Here is a 14,466-nt window from a genome sequence, read left to right as displayed (position 1 = left end):
TGGCAATGGTGGGGAGCGCGACGAGGACCATGGCAATGGTGGGGAGCGCGACGAGGACCATGGCAATGGTGGGGAGCGCGACGAGGACCATGGCAATGGTGGGGAGCGCCACGAGGACCATGGCAAGGGTGGGGAGCGCAGCAAGGGTCGCGAGCGCGGCAAGGAGCACGGCAAGGCGCACGGCAAGGGTCGCGAGCACGGCAAGGACCAAGGGCAGGACCAGCAGCAGCAACAACAGCAGCAGCAGGACCAGTCGACGAACGCTGACCAGACGTCCGACCAGACGGCCAACCCCATCCAGGACGGCACCGGCAGTGCCACCTCGAACCCCACCCAGGACGGCACCGGCAGTGCCACCTCGAACCCCACCCAGGACGGCACCGGCAGTGCCACCTCCAGCCCCACCCAGGCCAACAACCCCATTCAGACGTCCAGTCAGACCCAGGGCAACCAGACCATCAAGGTCTCGATCACGAACGACAACACGGTCAAGCAGGAACAGGAGCAGGAGGGCGCCAAGGCCCTGGTCGTGGAGCACGGCAAGGAGGGCCACAAGCCCAGCCGGGGCGGCCACCACCACGAGGAAGGTGAGGAGGGCCACCACCACGAGGGGGGCAAGGAGCACCACCACCACGGTGAGCTGGCCCACTCGGGTTCGGTGCAGACCCCGATGATGCTGCTCTCCGCGCTGCTCGCGACGGTCGGCGCGATGCTGCTGGTACTTCGCCGGGCCACCCGGGACTGACCGGGGCTGTCCCCGGGGAGGCGGGGCCGGACCGGAACGGAGCGAGTGGAGGCAGCGGGCACAGGCGCCGGAAGGAAGCAGGTAGAGAAGCGGACGCGGAGAGCAGAAGGCGAGTACCGCGTGCGCCAGGTCGGGCGGATCCCGGCCCGGCGCACGCGGTGCTGTCATGCGAGTTCCGGTTCGCTCGGCCTGCCTCCCGCAGGAGACGGAGGTATCCCGGTGTAGTGTCCGTCGGGTCCTCTAGGCTCACAGAACTCACGGTCCGGAGGGTGAGGGCGGTGGCGAAGGCGAGGTCATCACCCGATACGACTATGGGGGAGGCTTGGATGAACAGACGGCTGATGGCCGGTGCGGCGGTCGCGGCGGGACTGGTCCTGTCGGTGAGTGCCTGTGGGCCGGAGGGGGACGGCGAGGCGGCGGGGGCCACGTCGACCGCCTCGGCGGCCGGTCATACCTCCTCCCCGGGTGCCCGGGCCTCCGGCTCCGGCGTGCCGTCGGCCTCCGACACGGTGAGCGCGGCGCCGAACGCCTCCGCGAGTACGGCTGCGCCCTCGGGCAGCGCCGTACCGGCGAGCCCGCTGGCGGCGTCCGACTCGGCGTCACCGGTGACCTCGCTCTCCGCGACGGCGAACGGACCGGTCCCGTCGGGGACGGCCGCGCTGCCGGCGTCGGACAAGGCGGCGGGCAACTGCCAGTCCAGGCAACTGCGTTGGACCCTGGTGCACCTGGAACACGCACAGGCGGCATCCGGGGACCCGGCCGTGGCGCGGCTGACCGCGCAGAACGGCGGCGGTGCGGCGTGTGCCTTCGACGGATATCCGTGGTTCCGGGTGCACGTCGGCAAGGGGCTCGAGGTGGTTGCGGTCGCGGCCAGGACGGCGCCTGCCCGGCTGGTGCTGGCGCCGGGGCATTCCGCGGTCGTCGACCTGCACTACAGCGAGGTGCCGGGCACCGGCGGCATCTGCTACTTCCCGTCGGACGACCTCGCCCAGGGGCAGGTGCTTGCGCCGCACGCCGCACCGCACGAGGTCGGTCTCGGGCTCAGGATGACGGACGCGCACGGTAAGCGGATGGCGATCGCCGTCTGCGAGAACCACATGTGGATGAGCGCACCCGTCATGAAGTGACGCTCCACCAGGGCGCCCGGCCGGTCGCGTACGCGGTCGATCTGGCAGAGCCTCGCGCCCCGGGTGCTGCCCGCTGCGGATGCGCGCGGTCAGGTTGCCGTTGGTGCAGAGCCCCACGCTTCGGGCGCTGCCCGGCGAGCGTCGCGGTTCTCAGAGGGCGCGGCGGATGCGGAGCGAGGCGGGGAGCGGCCGTGGTCGGCGGGGTGCCGGCCGGGGGTGGCAGGGGTGAAGCCGTGCCTGGTGAAGAACTCGAAGGCCGGGTCCTCAGGGCCGTACACCCCGACCCACTGTTCGGCGGCGACGCGAGCCCGCTGCTGCGCCGTCGCGGCACCGATCAGTGCGGTGGCGATGCCCTTCCCGCTGTGTCCGGGGGCGGTGCGGAGGGTGTAGATCTCGCCGGATCCGACGGTGGTGATTCCGCCGGCGGCGACACCGACGATTTCGCCGCCGGCCCGGGCGAATGCCGTGAGGCCGCCGGACCGGGCGGTCGGGCGGCCTCACGGGGGCGGTCGACGGTGGCGGTCCGTCAGGCGGTCGGCTCGGCGGTGCGGTTGTCGGGCAGGGCGTCGAAGCGGCGCAGCCGGAGGCTGTTGGAGACCACGAAGACCGAGGAGAAGGCCATCGCCGCGCCGGCGATCATCGGGTTGAGCAGTCCGGCGGCGGCCAGCGGCAGCGCGGCCACGTTGTAGGCGAAGGCCCAGAACAGGTTGCTCTTGATGGTGGCCAGGGTGCGCCGGGCGAGGCGGATGGCGTCCGCCGCGATCCGCAGGTCACCGCGGACCAGGGTCAGGTCGGCCGCCTCGATCGCGGCGTCCGTGCCGGTGCCCATGGCCAGCCCGAGGTCGGCCTGGGCGAGCGCGGCCGCGTCGTTGACGCCGTCTCCGACCATGGCCACCTTGCGGCCCTCGCCCTGGAGACGCTTGACCACGTCCACCTTGTCGGCGGGCATCACCTCGGCGATGACCTCCTCGATGCCGACCTCGTCGGCCACCGCGCGGGCAGCCGAGGCGTTGTCGCCGGTGAGCAGCACCGGGCGCAGTCCCAGCGCGCGCAGTTGGCGGACGGCGGCGGCCGAGGTCGGCTTGACCGCGTCGGCCACCACCACGATCCCGCGTGCCTTGCCGTCCCAGCCGACCGCGACGGCTGTGCGGCCCTTGGCCTCGGCCTCCGTCCTGGCCCGCTCCAGCTCGGGAGCCAGGTGCTGGCTCCACTCCTCCAGCAGGCGGGTGCGGCCGACCAGGACGGCGTGGCTGGTGCCGTCACCGGCCACCACACCCTGCACGCCCAGGCCCTCGATGTTGGCGAAGTCCTCGACCCGCGGCAGGGTGCCGACCCGCTGGACGGCGCCCTTGGCGATCGCCTGGGCGATCGGGTGCTCGGAGGCGTCCTCCAGGGCGCCGGCCAGGCGCAGGATCCGCTCGCTGTCCTCACCCTCGGCCGGGACGACCTCGACCAGGGTCATCTGACCGGTGGTCACCGTGCCGGTCTTGTCCAGCACCACGGTGTCCACGCCGGTGGTGGACTCCAGCACCTCGGGGCCCTTGATCAGGATGCCGAGCTGGGCGCCGCGCCCGGTACCGACCATCAGAGCGGTCGGAGTGGCCAGGCCCAGGGCGCAGGGGCAGGCGATGATCAGCACCGCGACGGCCGCCGTGAACGCCGAGCTGATGCCCGCGCCGGTGCCCAGCCAGAAGCCGAGGGTGGCGACGGCCAGGGTGATGACCACGGGTACGAAGATCCCGGAGACCTTGTCGGCCAACCGCTGCACCTCGGCCTTGCCGTTCTGCGCGTCCTCCACCAGCCTTGCCATCTGGGCGAGTTGGGTGTCCGCGCCGACTCTGGTGGCACGGACCGTCAGCCGTCCGCCGGCGTTGACCGTCGCACCCACCACGGCGTCGCCGGGGGAGACCTCGACCGGGACGGACTCGCCGGTCAGCATGCTGGCGTCGATCGCCGAGGTGCCCTCGACGATCACACCGTCGGTGGCCACCTTCTCACCGGGACGGACCACGAAGACGTCACCGACGGCCAGCTGTCCGATCGGGACGCGCTGCTCACGGCCGTCCCGGACCACCGCGACGTCCTTGGAGCCGAGCTCCAGCAGCGCCTTCAGCGCCGATCCGGCCCGTCGCTTGGAACGGACCTCGAAGTAGCGGCCGGCCAGGATGAAAGTGGTGACGCCGGCGGCGGCCTCCAGGTAGATGTTGCCCGAGCCGTCGCTGCGCCCGATGGTGAGCTCGAACGGGTGCGTCATGCCCGGTGTGCCGGCGGTGCCCCAGAACAGTGCGTACAGCGACCAGCCCAGGGCGGCCAGCGTGCCGACCGAGATCAGGGTGTCCATGGTCGCCGCGCCGTGCCGCAGGTTGGTCCAGGCGGCGCGGTGGAAGGGCCAGGCCCCGTACGCGACGACCGGGGCGGCCAGGGTGAGCGAGAGCCACTGCCAGAAGGTGAACTGGATCGCCGGGACCATTGCCATCGCGATCACCGGGACGGTCAGTGCGGCCGAGATCAGCAGCCGCTGCCGCAGCGCCCGTACCCGCTCGTCTGCTGCCGAGGGCGCGCTCTCGTCCGCTTCCTGCGGCTGCTCGGCGGCCGGGGGCGCGGGAAGTGCGGCGGTGTAGCCGGCCTTCTCCACCTCGGCGACCAGGGCCAGCGGCTCGATCGACTCCAGGAAGGTGACCTTGGCCTTCTCGGTGGCGTAGTTGACGGTGGCGGTGACGCCCGCCATCTTGTTCAGCCGCTTCTCGATCCGGGCGGCGCAGGAGGCGCAGGTCATGCCGCCGATCTCAAGCTCGATCTGCGCACTGCCGGCGGGCAGGGTCCTGTCTTGGGTTGCGGAGCTCATCACCCCTCCTCGGGGGTACTGCGGTCGGGCGCGTTCTGGGTACGGGCGGGGGGTGTCGGCCGGGAGCGCGGTCAGTGCTGGTGGCCGTCGTGGCCGCCGTGCTCGTCGCCGGCCTCGGCCGGGCCGGTGCCGGGTTCGGCGTGCGCGGTGAAGGCGGCGGTGTGCACGGTGTCGCCGTGCTTGAAGTCCAGGAAGAGCCGGTAGTCGCCGGCGCTCGGCACGGTGGCGTAGAAGGTGATGCCGGGGCCTGCGGGGGTGCGGCCGTCACCGGGCATGCCGTCCGGGTGCACGTGCAGGTAGGCGAGGTCGCCCGCGCGCAGCGCCACCAGGTGCCCGTAGGCGGCGAGGTAGGGCTGCAGATCGGTGACCGGCTTGCCGTCCTTGCTGACGGTGAGGGTCAGCCTGGAGGTCTTCCCGGCCTCCAGCCTGCCCTCCAGGTTGACGGAGTATCCGTCGGTCTCGACGGAGGCGACGGGGGCCGGGAGCGGCTGCGGGGTGAACTCGCCGGCGGCGAAGAGGTCGGTGCCGAGGGTCAGGCCCTGGCCGCCGGCCGGGGCGAAGTCGGTGAACATCCGGTACTCGCCGGCGCTCGGCAGGGTCAGCGGGATGCTCCAGGTACCGGCCGCGTCCCGGGTCGGGTGCAGGTGCTGGAAGGAAGCCAGGTCGCGGCGGACCACGATGAGGTGGAGGTCCTTCTCGTGGGTGGCGGTGTAGTCGGTGACCGGCTTGCCGTCGGGGCCGCGGACGACGAACGAGAGCGTCTGTGGCTGCCCGGCGGTCAGGGTGTCTGTGGCGGCCTCCAGGGTGTAGCCGTGCTGCGTGACCATCAGTCCTCCAGGGGTCTCCTCGGTCGCGGTGTTCGAGTCGGTGGTGTGGTCTCCGTGCCCGGCACCGGAGGCGGCGGTGCCGTGGTGCATCCGGGCCGGGGCCGGGGCGCCGATCGGGCCGACGGCGTGGCCGATGCCGGCCGCTCCGCCCAGGGCGACCGCCAGGACCAGGGCGAAGCCGGCGAGCTTGGTCGGGGTGTTCAACGGATCTCTCCTTCGGGGCGGACGGTGGAGCGGCGTACCGGTGGCGGAAGCTCAGGAGTGCAGCAGTCGTGCGATGGCGGCGGAGGCCTCCTGGAGCTTGGCGTCCGCCTCCGCGCCGCCCACCCCGGCCGCCGTCACCAGGCAGTGGCTCATGTGCTCGTCGAGCAGCCCCGGGGCGATCGCCTGCAGTGCCTTGGTGCGCGCCGAGACCTGGGTCAGGATGTCGATGCAGTAGGTGTCGGACTCGACCATCCGCTGGAGGCCGCGTACCTGGCCCTCGATGCGGCGCGGCCGCTTGGTGATCTCGCTCTTGGAGTCGATGTACCCGGCCATGCCATGACCTCCCGTCTGTTCGTCTTGGTGGTGTAGACGGTACCCCCCCAGGGTATCCACGGGCAAGTACCCCCCGGGGGTTTGCTCCGACCTCAAGCCCCGCTCGATCAATCACCGTTCCCGGCCATGTCCCTCTCGGTTGGGCGGCGCCATGTTCCTCTCGCCGATATACCCCCGACCGGTACGTAGACCTGGTGCTCGCATCCGGTAACTCGCCCAACCGGAGCCGCGGGAAGGTCCTCTGGCTGATCGCGGCGGCCCAGCTCATGGTCATCATGGACACGTCGATCACTGGTGTCGCGCTGCCCAAGATGCAGGGCGACCTCGGCTTCACCCAGGAGAACCCGTCCTGGGTCTTCAATGCCTAGGTGGTCGCCTTCGACGGCTCACTGCTGCTCGGCGGCCGCCTCTCCGACTTCTTCGGAGCCCGCGGGCTGTTCGGCATCGGCTGGGCCGCGCTGGCCGTCGGCTCGCTGGCTGCGGGACTGGCGGGCAACGTCACTGTCGAGCTAGTCGGCCGATTGCGAGCGCCCCACCCACGACCGCGATCGCGGCCGGGCGCTACCAATGGCAACAGCTGCGCTACGCATGGTGGTTGTCCGGACTGTGGGGGCCCCCGGTGGATCATCGACTGGTCCGCAGCGCCCACGGCTGTCATGGTTCACTGGGCAGATGCCTGCGACCTACGCAGATTTCGCGTGAACCAGGCAACCGGCTATCGGACACAAGATGGCAACGATCGAACGATTTGAGCTTTGTATGAGCATTTCGTCCGAGTTGGTCGCTTAGTCTGCGACGCATTGCCTGGCCGTGGTTTTGAAGTCACTTCGTGGCCGGTGCCGATCAGGACAGGAGCCTCATCCGGAGGCCCTGGCGACCAACCCGAAGGGGCGACACATTGAGCGCGCCTGAGCCAACAAAGCGGTCAGACCAGAACTACCGCCGCTCACTCGGAACCATCAGCCTGACCGCGGTCGGCCTCGGCTCGATCATCGGTTCCGGGTGGCTGTTCGGTGCCGCGCGAGCCGCCAAGCTGGCCGGTCCGGCCGCGACGCTGGCCTGGGTGATCGGTGCGGCGGTCGCACTTGTGATCGCTCTCACCTACAGCGAGCTCGGATCGATGTTCCCGAAGGCCGGCGGCATGGTCCGCTACGGCCAGTACTCGCACGGTTCGCTGGCCGGTTACCTGGCCGCCTGGGCGAACTGGATCGCCATCGTCTCGGTCATCCCGGGTGAGGCGACCGCCTCCGTGCAGTACATGAGTTCCTGGAGCTTCGGCTGGGCCAAGGCCCTGTACGACGGGCAGGAGCTCACCGGCAGCGGCGTGGCCCTGGCCAGCGTGCTGCTGATCGTGTACTTCGTCCTGAACTGGTTCGCGATCTCGCTCTTCGCCAAGACCAACACGGCGATCACCGTCTTCAAGGTGGTCGTGCCCGCCCTCACCGCGGGCGCCCTGCTGATGTCGCACTTCGACACCCACAACCTCCAGGACCACGGCGGCTTCGCCCCCAACGGCTGGAGCGCGGTGTTCACGGCGGTCGCCACCTCCGGCATCGTCTGGGCCTACAACGGCTTCCAGTCCCCGCTGAACCTGGCCGGCGAGGCCCGCAACCCGGGCAAGTCGCTGCCCAAGGCCGTGATCACCTCGATCCTGATCGCCCTGGTGATCTACATCGCCCTGCAGCTCGCCTTCCTGCTGGCCGTTCCCTCCGGAGACCTCGCGCACGGTTGGGGCAGCATCAACTACAAGTCCCCGCTCGCCGACCTGGCGCTGGCCTGGGGCCTGAACTGGCTGGCCATGGTGCTGTACGCGGACGCCTTCATCTCGCCGAGCGGTACCGGCATGATCTACGCCGCCACCACCTCGCGCATGATCCACGGTGTCCAGGAGAACGGCCACCTGCCGTCGATCTTCGGCCGGGTCGACCCCAAGACCGGAATCCCGCGCCCGGCGCTGCTGCTCAACCTGTTCATCGCCTTCCTGTTCCTCGCGGTCTTCCGCGGCTGGGGCTCGCTCGCCTCGATCGTCTCGGTGGCCACCGTGATCTCGTACATCACCGGCCCGGTCGCCGTGATGTCGCTGCGCCGCCTGGCGCCGGAGCTGCCGCGTCCGGTCAAGCTGAAGGCCATGCCGATCATCGCGCCGGTGGCCATGGTCTTCGGTTCGCTGGTGCTGTACTGGGCCAAGTGGCCGCTCACCGGCAAGGTCATCGTGCTGATGGCCGCCGGCCTGCCGATCTGGGCCTGGTACGAGCTGCGCAAGCCGTGGGCCGTGCTCAAGCCGCACCTGCTGGCAGGCTGCTGGATGGTCGGCTACCTGCTGGTGATGGCGGGTGTCTCCTGGGCGGGCAGCGCGGACTACGGTGGCCACGGCTACCTGCCCGAGGGCTGGGACCTGCTGATCGTCGCCGCGATCGGTCTGGCCTTCTACTACTGGGGCGTCCGCAGCTCCTGGCAGAACCCGTCGCTCGCCGAGGTGCGCGAGGAGATGGCCGCCGAGTCGGCCGCTGCCCCGGCCACGGCCGACGAGGCCGCGCCGGTCGCCGGCTGACAACCGAGTAGCACCAGGGGCGCGGGGACCCGCGCGCGAGACCAAGGACCTCCGGGGAGGGCCGGTCCGCGCGGGTCCCCGCGCCCCTGTGGTGTTTCTCCAGCCACCGGGCGACCCCCCCGCCACGACGGTGCTCCGCTCGTGCATACGGCGGCAGCAGGTCTGCGCGCCCCCCGGGCGGCCCTAGCTGGTCGCCTGTCGGCGGCGGTAGGCACGTTGACGGCAGGCCCGGGAGCAGTAGTCGCGCGGGCGGCCCCGGGTGGTCCCTTCGAGTGGGGTGCCGCAGACCGTGCAGTGACCGGCGGGCGGGCGGTCCGGTGCCGGAGCACCGTTTTCGTCACTCTTTTCGCTACGGCGGCCCTGGACCAGCAGCTCGACGCCGTCGAGGGTCCGGGCGAGCCCGAAGTCGAACGGGTCCTCGGGCCGGTCGAAGCCGCCGGCCTGCCAGAGCCTGCCGAGGGTGGGGTATGCCGCCAGGTGCTCGATCAGGCCGTCCTGGCCGCGCCACCACTGCTCGTGCGAGACGCCGGAGTTTTGCTCCTCGCGGAGGAACTCGTGCAACTGCCGGGCGGAGGTCTGCACGAAGCCCGCGACCAGCGCGACCACCGAGATCACCTCGGAGGCGCGCAGCCCCGTCCGCTCGGCGATCCGCAGGCCGTGCTCGTAGTCGGCCATGATGTTCGGCCCCGGCAGCCGTCGGCTGCCCGAGGTGTGGACGAGCCAGGGGTGTCGCAGGTGGATCGCCCAGTGCGCCCGGGCCCAGGCCTCCAGAGCGGCCCGCCAGTCGCCGTCGTCCTCGCCATCGCCGGCCTCGCCCTGCCGGACAGCCGACTCGGCGATCACCGCGTCCCGCATGAGCTCGACCAGCTCCGCCTTGCCGGGGACATGTCGATACAGCGACATCGTGGTGTAGCCCAGCCGCTCGGCGACGCTGCGCATGGACAGTGCCGCGAGCCCTTCGGCGTCGGCGATCTCCACGGCGGCCCGCACGATCCGGTCCAGGCTGAGCCCCGCCCGGTCCCGGCTCTCGCCGGCACTCCAGAGCAACTCGACGGTGCGGTCCGGATCCGCCGCGGCGTTCTCGGCGGCCGGAGTCTTTGGTGCTGGATTCTCCGGGGCCGGATTCTGGCCAGTCATGCTCATCCCTCCTCGTCCTTGACAGCCACCTTAGCCGGATGTTTATGGTGTACACGCTGTGTATGCCATAAACACCTCTGGGGAAGGCTGTCCCATGGTTGAGAACCAGCTCTACGTCGCGCCCTGGGGTCGGGATTCCTGGCCCGGTACCTTCGATCGGCCGTTCGCCACGTTGCCCGCCGCGCAGCGGGCCGTGCGGGCCCGCACCGGAGCCATGGGGTCGGATCTCGTGGTCTCCCTACGGGCCGGGACCCATGTGCTGACCGAGCCGTTCGTGCTGAGTGCCGAGGAGGGCGACTCGGGGGAGAACGGCTACCGGGTCGTCTACCAGGCCCACGGCCATGGGACGGACGAGCGGGAGGAGGCCGTCATCAGCGGCGGCCGGCGGATCACCGGCTGGCGGCCCGGCGAGGCGGGCGTCTGGCGGGCCGAAGTCGGTGAGCTGGAGACCAGGCAGCTCCAGGTCGACGGCCGCCCGGCTCCGCGAGCCTCGGTCAGCCCTGGTATTCCCGGGGCCGTGACGATAACCGAGGCAGGTTTCGTCACGGACAGCGAGATTCCGCAGAGCTGGCGGGATCCGGGAAGCATCGAGTTCGCCTTCACCGGTGTCTATCCGTGGTCCGAGGCCCGCTGCCGGGTGGCGGAGATCAGCGGTGACGCGGACTCCAGCACGATCACCATGGCTCAGCCCGGGTTCGGGTGGGCCAGGGAGCTCTACCGGGCGCAGTGGACCGGTGAGCTCCCGCCCGGGGCGGGCTCCTCGGGGGTGTGGGCGACCATCGGCGCGCCGAGTTCCGCCGAGAACAGCGTGAGCTTCCTCACCGAGCCGGGCAGCTTCGCCCTCGACCGGTCGGTGCCCGGCCGCCACGTCCTCCACTACCTGCCGCTGCCCGGGGAGGACCCGGCGCGGGCGGAGATCGTGGCGCCGGTGCTGGAGCGGCTGGTCGTCGGCCGGGGCACCGAGGAGAGGCCGCTGCACGACGTGACCCTGCGCGGACTCACCTTCACGGACGCGGGCTGGACCGGGCCTAGCGGACCCGGCGGGTTCCTGCACTTCCACGGCAACGGCTACTACGACGGCGGCCCGTTGCGGCAGGTCGAGCTCGCCGAGGGCAACGCCCGGCTGGCGGTACCGGAGCGTCCGGCGATGCTGCCGGCCAACGTCGAGTTCACGGGCGGGGTGCGGATCACCCTGGCGGACAACAGGTTCACCCGGCTCGGTGCCGGAGCGGTCGGCTTCTCGGGACCGGGGCAGGACAACGCGATCCTCGGCAACGTCATCGAGGACGTCTCGGGCAGCGGCGTGGCCGTGGCCGCCGGCACCGGCACCCGGGTGGAGCGGAACCTGATCCGCCGGATCGGCCGCGAGTACCACGGCTCGCCCGCCGTGTGGGTGGCGGACGCCCGCGACACGACCGTGGCGCACAACGAGATCCACGACGTCCCCTACTGCGGCATCATCCTCGTCGGCGGTGACCGGGCGGCCCGGGTGCAGATCGTCGGGAACCTGATCCACCGCACCATGACGGTGCTCGCCGACGGTGGCGGCATCTACCTCAACGGGCGCCAGGGCTCCTCGTACGCCGGCGGCACCCTGGTGCGCGGCAATGTGATCCGCGACACCGTCACTTCGTACAACTTCGGCCTGTACACCGACTTCGGCGCCGCCTGGGTGACCGTGCTGGGCAATGTCGTCTACCGGGGGGACACGCCGATCGTGCTCAGGGTGACGCCGCCGCTGGAGAACGTGGCCTTCCTCGGCAACTTCTGGGATGACCGGCCGGAGGGCTACGGCGACCCGCCGGCCGGCGTGGTCGTCGCCGGGAACACCGTGCTGCCGAAGGACGGCTTCGAACAGGCACTGACCGCCGACCCCGCCGGGGCGGACATCCTGGCGACGGCCGGCCGGGGCGCTGCCGCAGACGGCTGATCAGAGGGAACAGCACTGAGCCCCCGGGAGGACTCCCGGGGGCTCAGACGGGGCGCGAGTCTCAGTGGTGCTTCGACGCCGGGGACGGTGCGGGCGTCAGCGACGGCGAGGCGCTGCCGCTCGGGCCGGGTGACGCGCTCGGGCTGGGTGACCCGCTCGGGCTCGGGCAGGTGGAGCCCGAAGGCGACGGCGACGCGGACGGCGAGGCGGATCCGCTTGCCGACGGACTCGGCGAGGTCGACGGGCTCGGGCTGGCCGAAGGCGACGGCGAGGTGCTGCCGCTCGGGCTCGGCGACGCGCTCGGGCTGGGTGACCCGCTCGGGCTCGGGCAGGTGGAGCCCGAAGGCGACGGCGACGGGGACGGCGAGGTGCTGCCGCTCGGGCTGGCCGAAGGCGACGGCGAGGTGCTGCCGCTCGGGTTCGGCGACGGCGAGGTGCTACCGCTCGGGCTTGCCGAAGGTGAGCCGCTGCCGCTCGGGCTTGCCGACGGGCTCGGCGTGCCGGACGGGCTGTTGCTCGGACTCGGGCTGGCCGACGGGCTCGAGGTCGGGCGCGCCGGGTACCAGCCGCCGGTGGTGGGCGGCACCGGGATCGGCTTCGGCATGCTCCACGGATCGCCGGGCCGGTCGGGGGTGACGGTGGCGCCGTTCTCGAAGTGGAGCATCCAGTTCTTGACGGTGTTGAGGTAGTCCGTCGAGTAGTTGTAGCTGAGGATGGCCCGGTCGAGCTGCCCGGAGTCCGACAGGTCGCGGCCGTCCGCGCACAGGTAGCGGCCGGCCGTCAGTGCGGCGTCGAAGACGTTGTTGGGGTCGGCCTTGCCGTCGCCGTTGCCGTCCGTGCCCCAGACCGACCAGGTGGAGGGGATGAACTGCATCGGCCCGATGGCCCGGTCCCAGCCGGAGCGGCCGTCGCTGGACGGAATCGCGGCGAAGCCGTTGTTGCCGTCCAGGGCCGGGCCGAGGATCGGCGTCAGAGTGGTGCCGTTGGCGTCCACCTGGCCGCCGTCGGCCTGCCCGGACTCCACCTGGCCGATGCCTGCGAGCAGTTGCCACTTGAGGTGGCAACCGGGCGAGCTGATGGCCAGGGCGTCCTCCGCCTTGCGGTAGGCGGTGTAGACCGTGTCGGGCAGCGAAGCGCCGTTCGGGAGGATGGCGGTGCTCTTCGAGCCCGCTCCCGGAGCGGTGCTCCCGGGCGGGGTGGCCGGCTTGACCGGCGGCTGCTGCAGGACCCGCGGACCGCCGCCGTCGGCCGACTGGCCGGCCGCGGCGTCCGTGCCGGAGGCCGACGCCGAGGACAGATGGAGCGTCTGAGATCCCGTCAGCGCGGCGGCCGCGGTGAGGGCGGCCAGCGCCCAGGTTGCCCTTTTCTGTGCTCTTGTTCGGTTTATGACCTGTTTGAAAACAGTCATCCGATTCCCCCCTTGATGTTCGAAAAAAACCGGTATGCGGGCGGGACGATGTGTCAACGCCGCGCCAGCTTAGCTCGGTTGTCCGAACGTTCGATGAGCACCGATCGAAGCCCGGGCAGCGATTGCCGGATGCCGCGTCAGGGGCGGATCGCGCCCATGTACGGCATGACGTTCATGGGGACGATCTGGACGTTCTTCCCGAGCCGCGGGGCGTGCAGCACCTTGCCGTCGCCCACGTAGATCCCGACGTGGTGCAGGTCCTGGAAGTAGAAGACCAGGTCGCCGGGTTGCAGGTCGGACTGCGAGACATGGTGGCCGGCGTTCCACTGGTCCCAGGTGGTCCGGGGCAGGGACACTCCCGCCGTACGCCAGGCGGACTGGGTGAGCCCGGAGCAGTCGAAGGAGCTCGGGCCCACACCGCCCGGCTGGTACGGCTTGCCGATCTGTGCGTACGCGAAGTCGAGCGCGCTCTTGGCCCGGCCGCTCGCCGGACCGGTGTACGAGCCGCCGACGGAACCCGACGGGCCGCCACCGACGGACGAACCGCCACCGGTGGAACCGGACGGATCACCGGGGGAGGTGCGGCCCGAACCGCGGGAGGCGGCCTGGTCGTTCCCGTCGGCGAGGACCTTGGCCCGGTCGGCGGCCTCGAGGCCGCCGAGTATGGACTGGGCCTCGGCCAGCTTCGCCTTCGCCTCCTGCTTCCGCTCGGCCAGATCCTGCCGGGCACGGTCGAGTTCGGCCAGCTTGGCGGCGGTCTCGTTGCGGGTCTGGTCCATCGAGAGCTGCAGCTGCCGGGCCAGGCGCAGCGCGGCCACCTGCTGGTCGTTCGCCTGGTCCTGGAGCCCGGCACGCTGCAGGTACTCGTCGGGGGAGGCGCTGAGTATCAGCTGGACCGAGGGGTCCACCCCGCCCGAGCGGTACTGGTCGGCGGCCACCGCACCGAGGGTGGACTGCAGTTCGTTGATCCTCGCCTGCTGTGCGGCGAGCCGGTCCTGAAGCTTGGACGTCTCGGCCTGGAGCTGTTGCTGCTGCTCGCCCGCCTTGTTGAACTTCTCGGTCGCGACCTCGGCTTCCTCGTAGAGCTTGTCCACCTGGGCCTTGACCTGCTCGATGTTCCCGCTCGGCGCGGCATGGGCGGCCGAGGCCACGGGAAGGACGGTGGCGGCTCCCGCCGTCGCCGCCAGCATGGTCATCCGGGCGCGGCCGGCGGGCTTAGGGCGGCGATGGTTCCCCAACAGAGCGTCACTCCTCTTTCGCGGTCAAGACATCGGCGGGCAGCGGTGGGTGTCACGGACCGCGCATAGAAAATTAGTATTTACCGAGTCTTGGTGCAACTATTGCTTGATCGGGATCGTG

The 14,466-nt window shown here is 71.1% G+C and carries 11 protein-coding genes and 2 pseudogenes; 5 read left to right on the top strand and 8 right to left on the bottom strand.

Annotated elements, in window-relative coordinates:
* Window positions 1–745 (top strand): annotated as a pseudogene (locus tag ACWDAK_RS08210) (hypothetical protein); the annotation flags it as partial.
* 448 nt (window positions 746–1,193) lie between these two features.
* Here the strand turns inward: ACWDAK_RS08210 and ACWDAK_RS08205 are convergent.
* A complete protein-coding gene (locus ACWDAK_RS08205; RefSeq protein WP_427396088.1) occupies window positions 1,194–1,433 on the bottom strand; it encodes a hypothetical protein in 240 nt (79 codons plus the stop codon).
* Here ACWDAK_RS08205 and ACWDAK_RS08200 point away from each other — a divergent pair.
* On the top strand, window positions 1,351–1,872 hold the full coding sequence (locus ACWDAK_RS08200; protein ID WP_427396087.1) for a DUF4232 domain-containing protein: 522 nt from the start codon (window positions 1,351–1,353) through the stop codon (window positions 1,870–1,872). The two genes, ACWDAK_RS08205 and ACWDAK_RS08200, sit on opposite strands and share 83 nt — an antisense overlap.
* A gap of 89 nt (window positions 1,873–1,961) precedes the next feature.
* Here ACWDAK_RS08200 and ACWDAK_RS08195 read toward each other — a convergent pair.
* From ACWDAK_RS08195 to ACWDAK_RS08180, 4 genes and pseudogenes are all read right to left on the bottom strand, one after another.
* Window positions 1,962–2,327: pseudogene (locus tag ACWDAK_RS08195) on the bottom strand (GNAT family N-acetyltransferase); the annotation flags it as partial.
* A 71-nt stretch (window positions 2,328–2,398) separates the two neighbouring features.
* A complete protein-coding gene (locus tag ACWDAK_RS08190) occupies window positions 2,399–4,717 on the bottom strand; it encodes a heavy metal translocating P-type ATPase (RefSeq protein WP_427396083.1) in 2,319 nt (772 codons plus the stop codon).
* A 71-nt stretch (window positions 4,718–4,788) separates the two neighbouring features.
* Window positions 4,789–5,748: a hypothetical protein gene (locus ACWDAK_RS08185; RefSeq protein WP_427396082.1), complete on the bottom strand. Its 960-nt coding sequence runs from the start codon at window positions 5,746–5,748 to the stop codon at window positions 4,789–4,791.
* 51 nt (window positions 5,749–5,799) lie between these two features.
* Window positions 5,800–6,081, bottom strand: a complete 282-nt coding sequence (locus tag ACWDAK_RS08180; RefSeq protein ID WP_425557632.1) for a metal-sensitive transcriptional regulator — start codon at window positions 6,079–6,081, stop codon at window positions 5,800–5,802.
* A 194-nt stretch (window positions 6,082–6,275) separates the two neighbouring features.
* On the opposite strand from ACWDAK_RS08180, the gene ACWDAK_RS08175 reads away from it, so the two are divergent.
* Together ACWDAK_RS08175 and ACWDAK_RS08170 are read left to right on the top strand one after the other, a co-directional pair.
* The gene (locus tag ACWDAK_RS08175) at window positions 6,276–6,449 is read left to right on the top strand and encodes a hypothetical protein (RefSeq protein WP_427396081.1); all 174 of its coding nucleotides are present in this window, start codon (window positions 6,276–6,278) and stop codon (window positions 6,447–6,449) included.
* A 530-nt stretch (window positions 6,450–6,979) separates the two neighbouring features.
* Window positions 6,980–8,632: an APC family permease gene (locus tag ACWDAK_RS08170; protein ID WP_344637104.1), complete on the top strand. Its 1,653-nt coding sequence runs from the start codon at window positions 6,980–6,982 to the stop codon at window positions 8,630–8,632.
* A gap of 183 nt (window positions 8,633–8,815) precedes the next feature.
* Here the strand turns inward: ACWDAK_RS08170 and ACWDAK_RS08165 are convergent, their stop codons facing one another.
* Complete coding sequence (locus ACWDAK_RS08165; RefSeq protein ID WP_344637103.1) at window positions 8,816–9,769, bottom strand: TetR/AcrR family transcriptional regulator; 954 nt, start codon at window positions 9,767–9,769, stop codon at window positions 8,816–8,818.
* A gap of 94 nt (window positions 9,770–9,863) precedes the next feature.
* Between ACWDAK_RS08165 and ACWDAK_RS08160 the strand changes: the two genes are divergently transcribed.
* Entirely contained in the window at window positions 9,864–11,699 is a 1,836-nt protein-coding gene (locus ACWDAK_RS08160; protein WP_427393212.1) for a right-handed parallel beta-helix repeat-containing protein, read from the top strand.
* A gap of 61 nt (window positions 11,700–11,760) precedes the next feature.
* On the opposite strand, the gene ACWDAK_RS08155 is transcribed toward ACWDAK_RS08160, so the two are convergent.
* Both ACWDAK_RS08155 and ACWDAK_RS08150 read right to left on the bottom strand, forming a co-directional pair.
* Window positions 11,761–13,107, bottom strand: coding sequence for a lytic transglycosylase domain-containing protein (locus tag ACWDAK_RS08155; RefSeq protein WP_427393213.1), 1,347 nt, complete (start codon window positions 13,105–13,107; stop codon window positions 11,761–11,763).
* Window positions 13,108–13,244: 137 nt separating this feature from the next.
* Entirely contained in the window at window positions 13,245–14,345 is a 1,101-nt protein-coding gene (locus ACWDAK_RS08150) for a C40 family peptidase (protein ID WP_344637100.1), read from the bottom strand.
* Between the last annotated feature and the right edge of the window lie 121 nt (window positions 14,346–14,466).

Source organism: Kitasatospora sp. NPDC001175, from assembly GCF_053598215.1.
The sequence above is the reverse complement of the archived record's forward strand: the minus strand, read 5'-3'. Positions and strand labels throughout refer to the sequence as shown.

Bases quoted from the DNA above. Each gene is read 5' to 3' on its own strand.
- ACWDAK_RS08190 (WP_427396083.1), bottom strand. From the start codon at position 4,717: ATGAGCTCCGCAACCCAAGACAGGACCCTGCCCGCCGGCAGTGCGCAG.
- ACWDAK_RS08180 (WP_425557632.1), bottom strand. From the start codon at position 6,081: ATGGCCGGGTACATCGACTCCAAGAGCGAGATCACCAAGCGGCCGCGC.
- ACWDAK_RS08165 (WP_344637103.1), bottom strand. From the start codon at position 9,769: ATGACTGGCCAGAATCCGGCCCCGGAGAATCCAGCACCAAAGACTCCG.
- ACWDAK_RS08160 (WP_427393212.1), top strand. From the start codon at position 9,864: ATGGTTGAGAACCAGCTCTACGTCGCGCCCTGGGGTCGGGATTCCTGG.
- ACWDAK_RS08155 (WP_427393213.1), bottom strand. From the start codon at position 13,107: ATGACTGTTTTCAAACAGGTCATAAACCGAACAAGAGCACAGAAAAGG.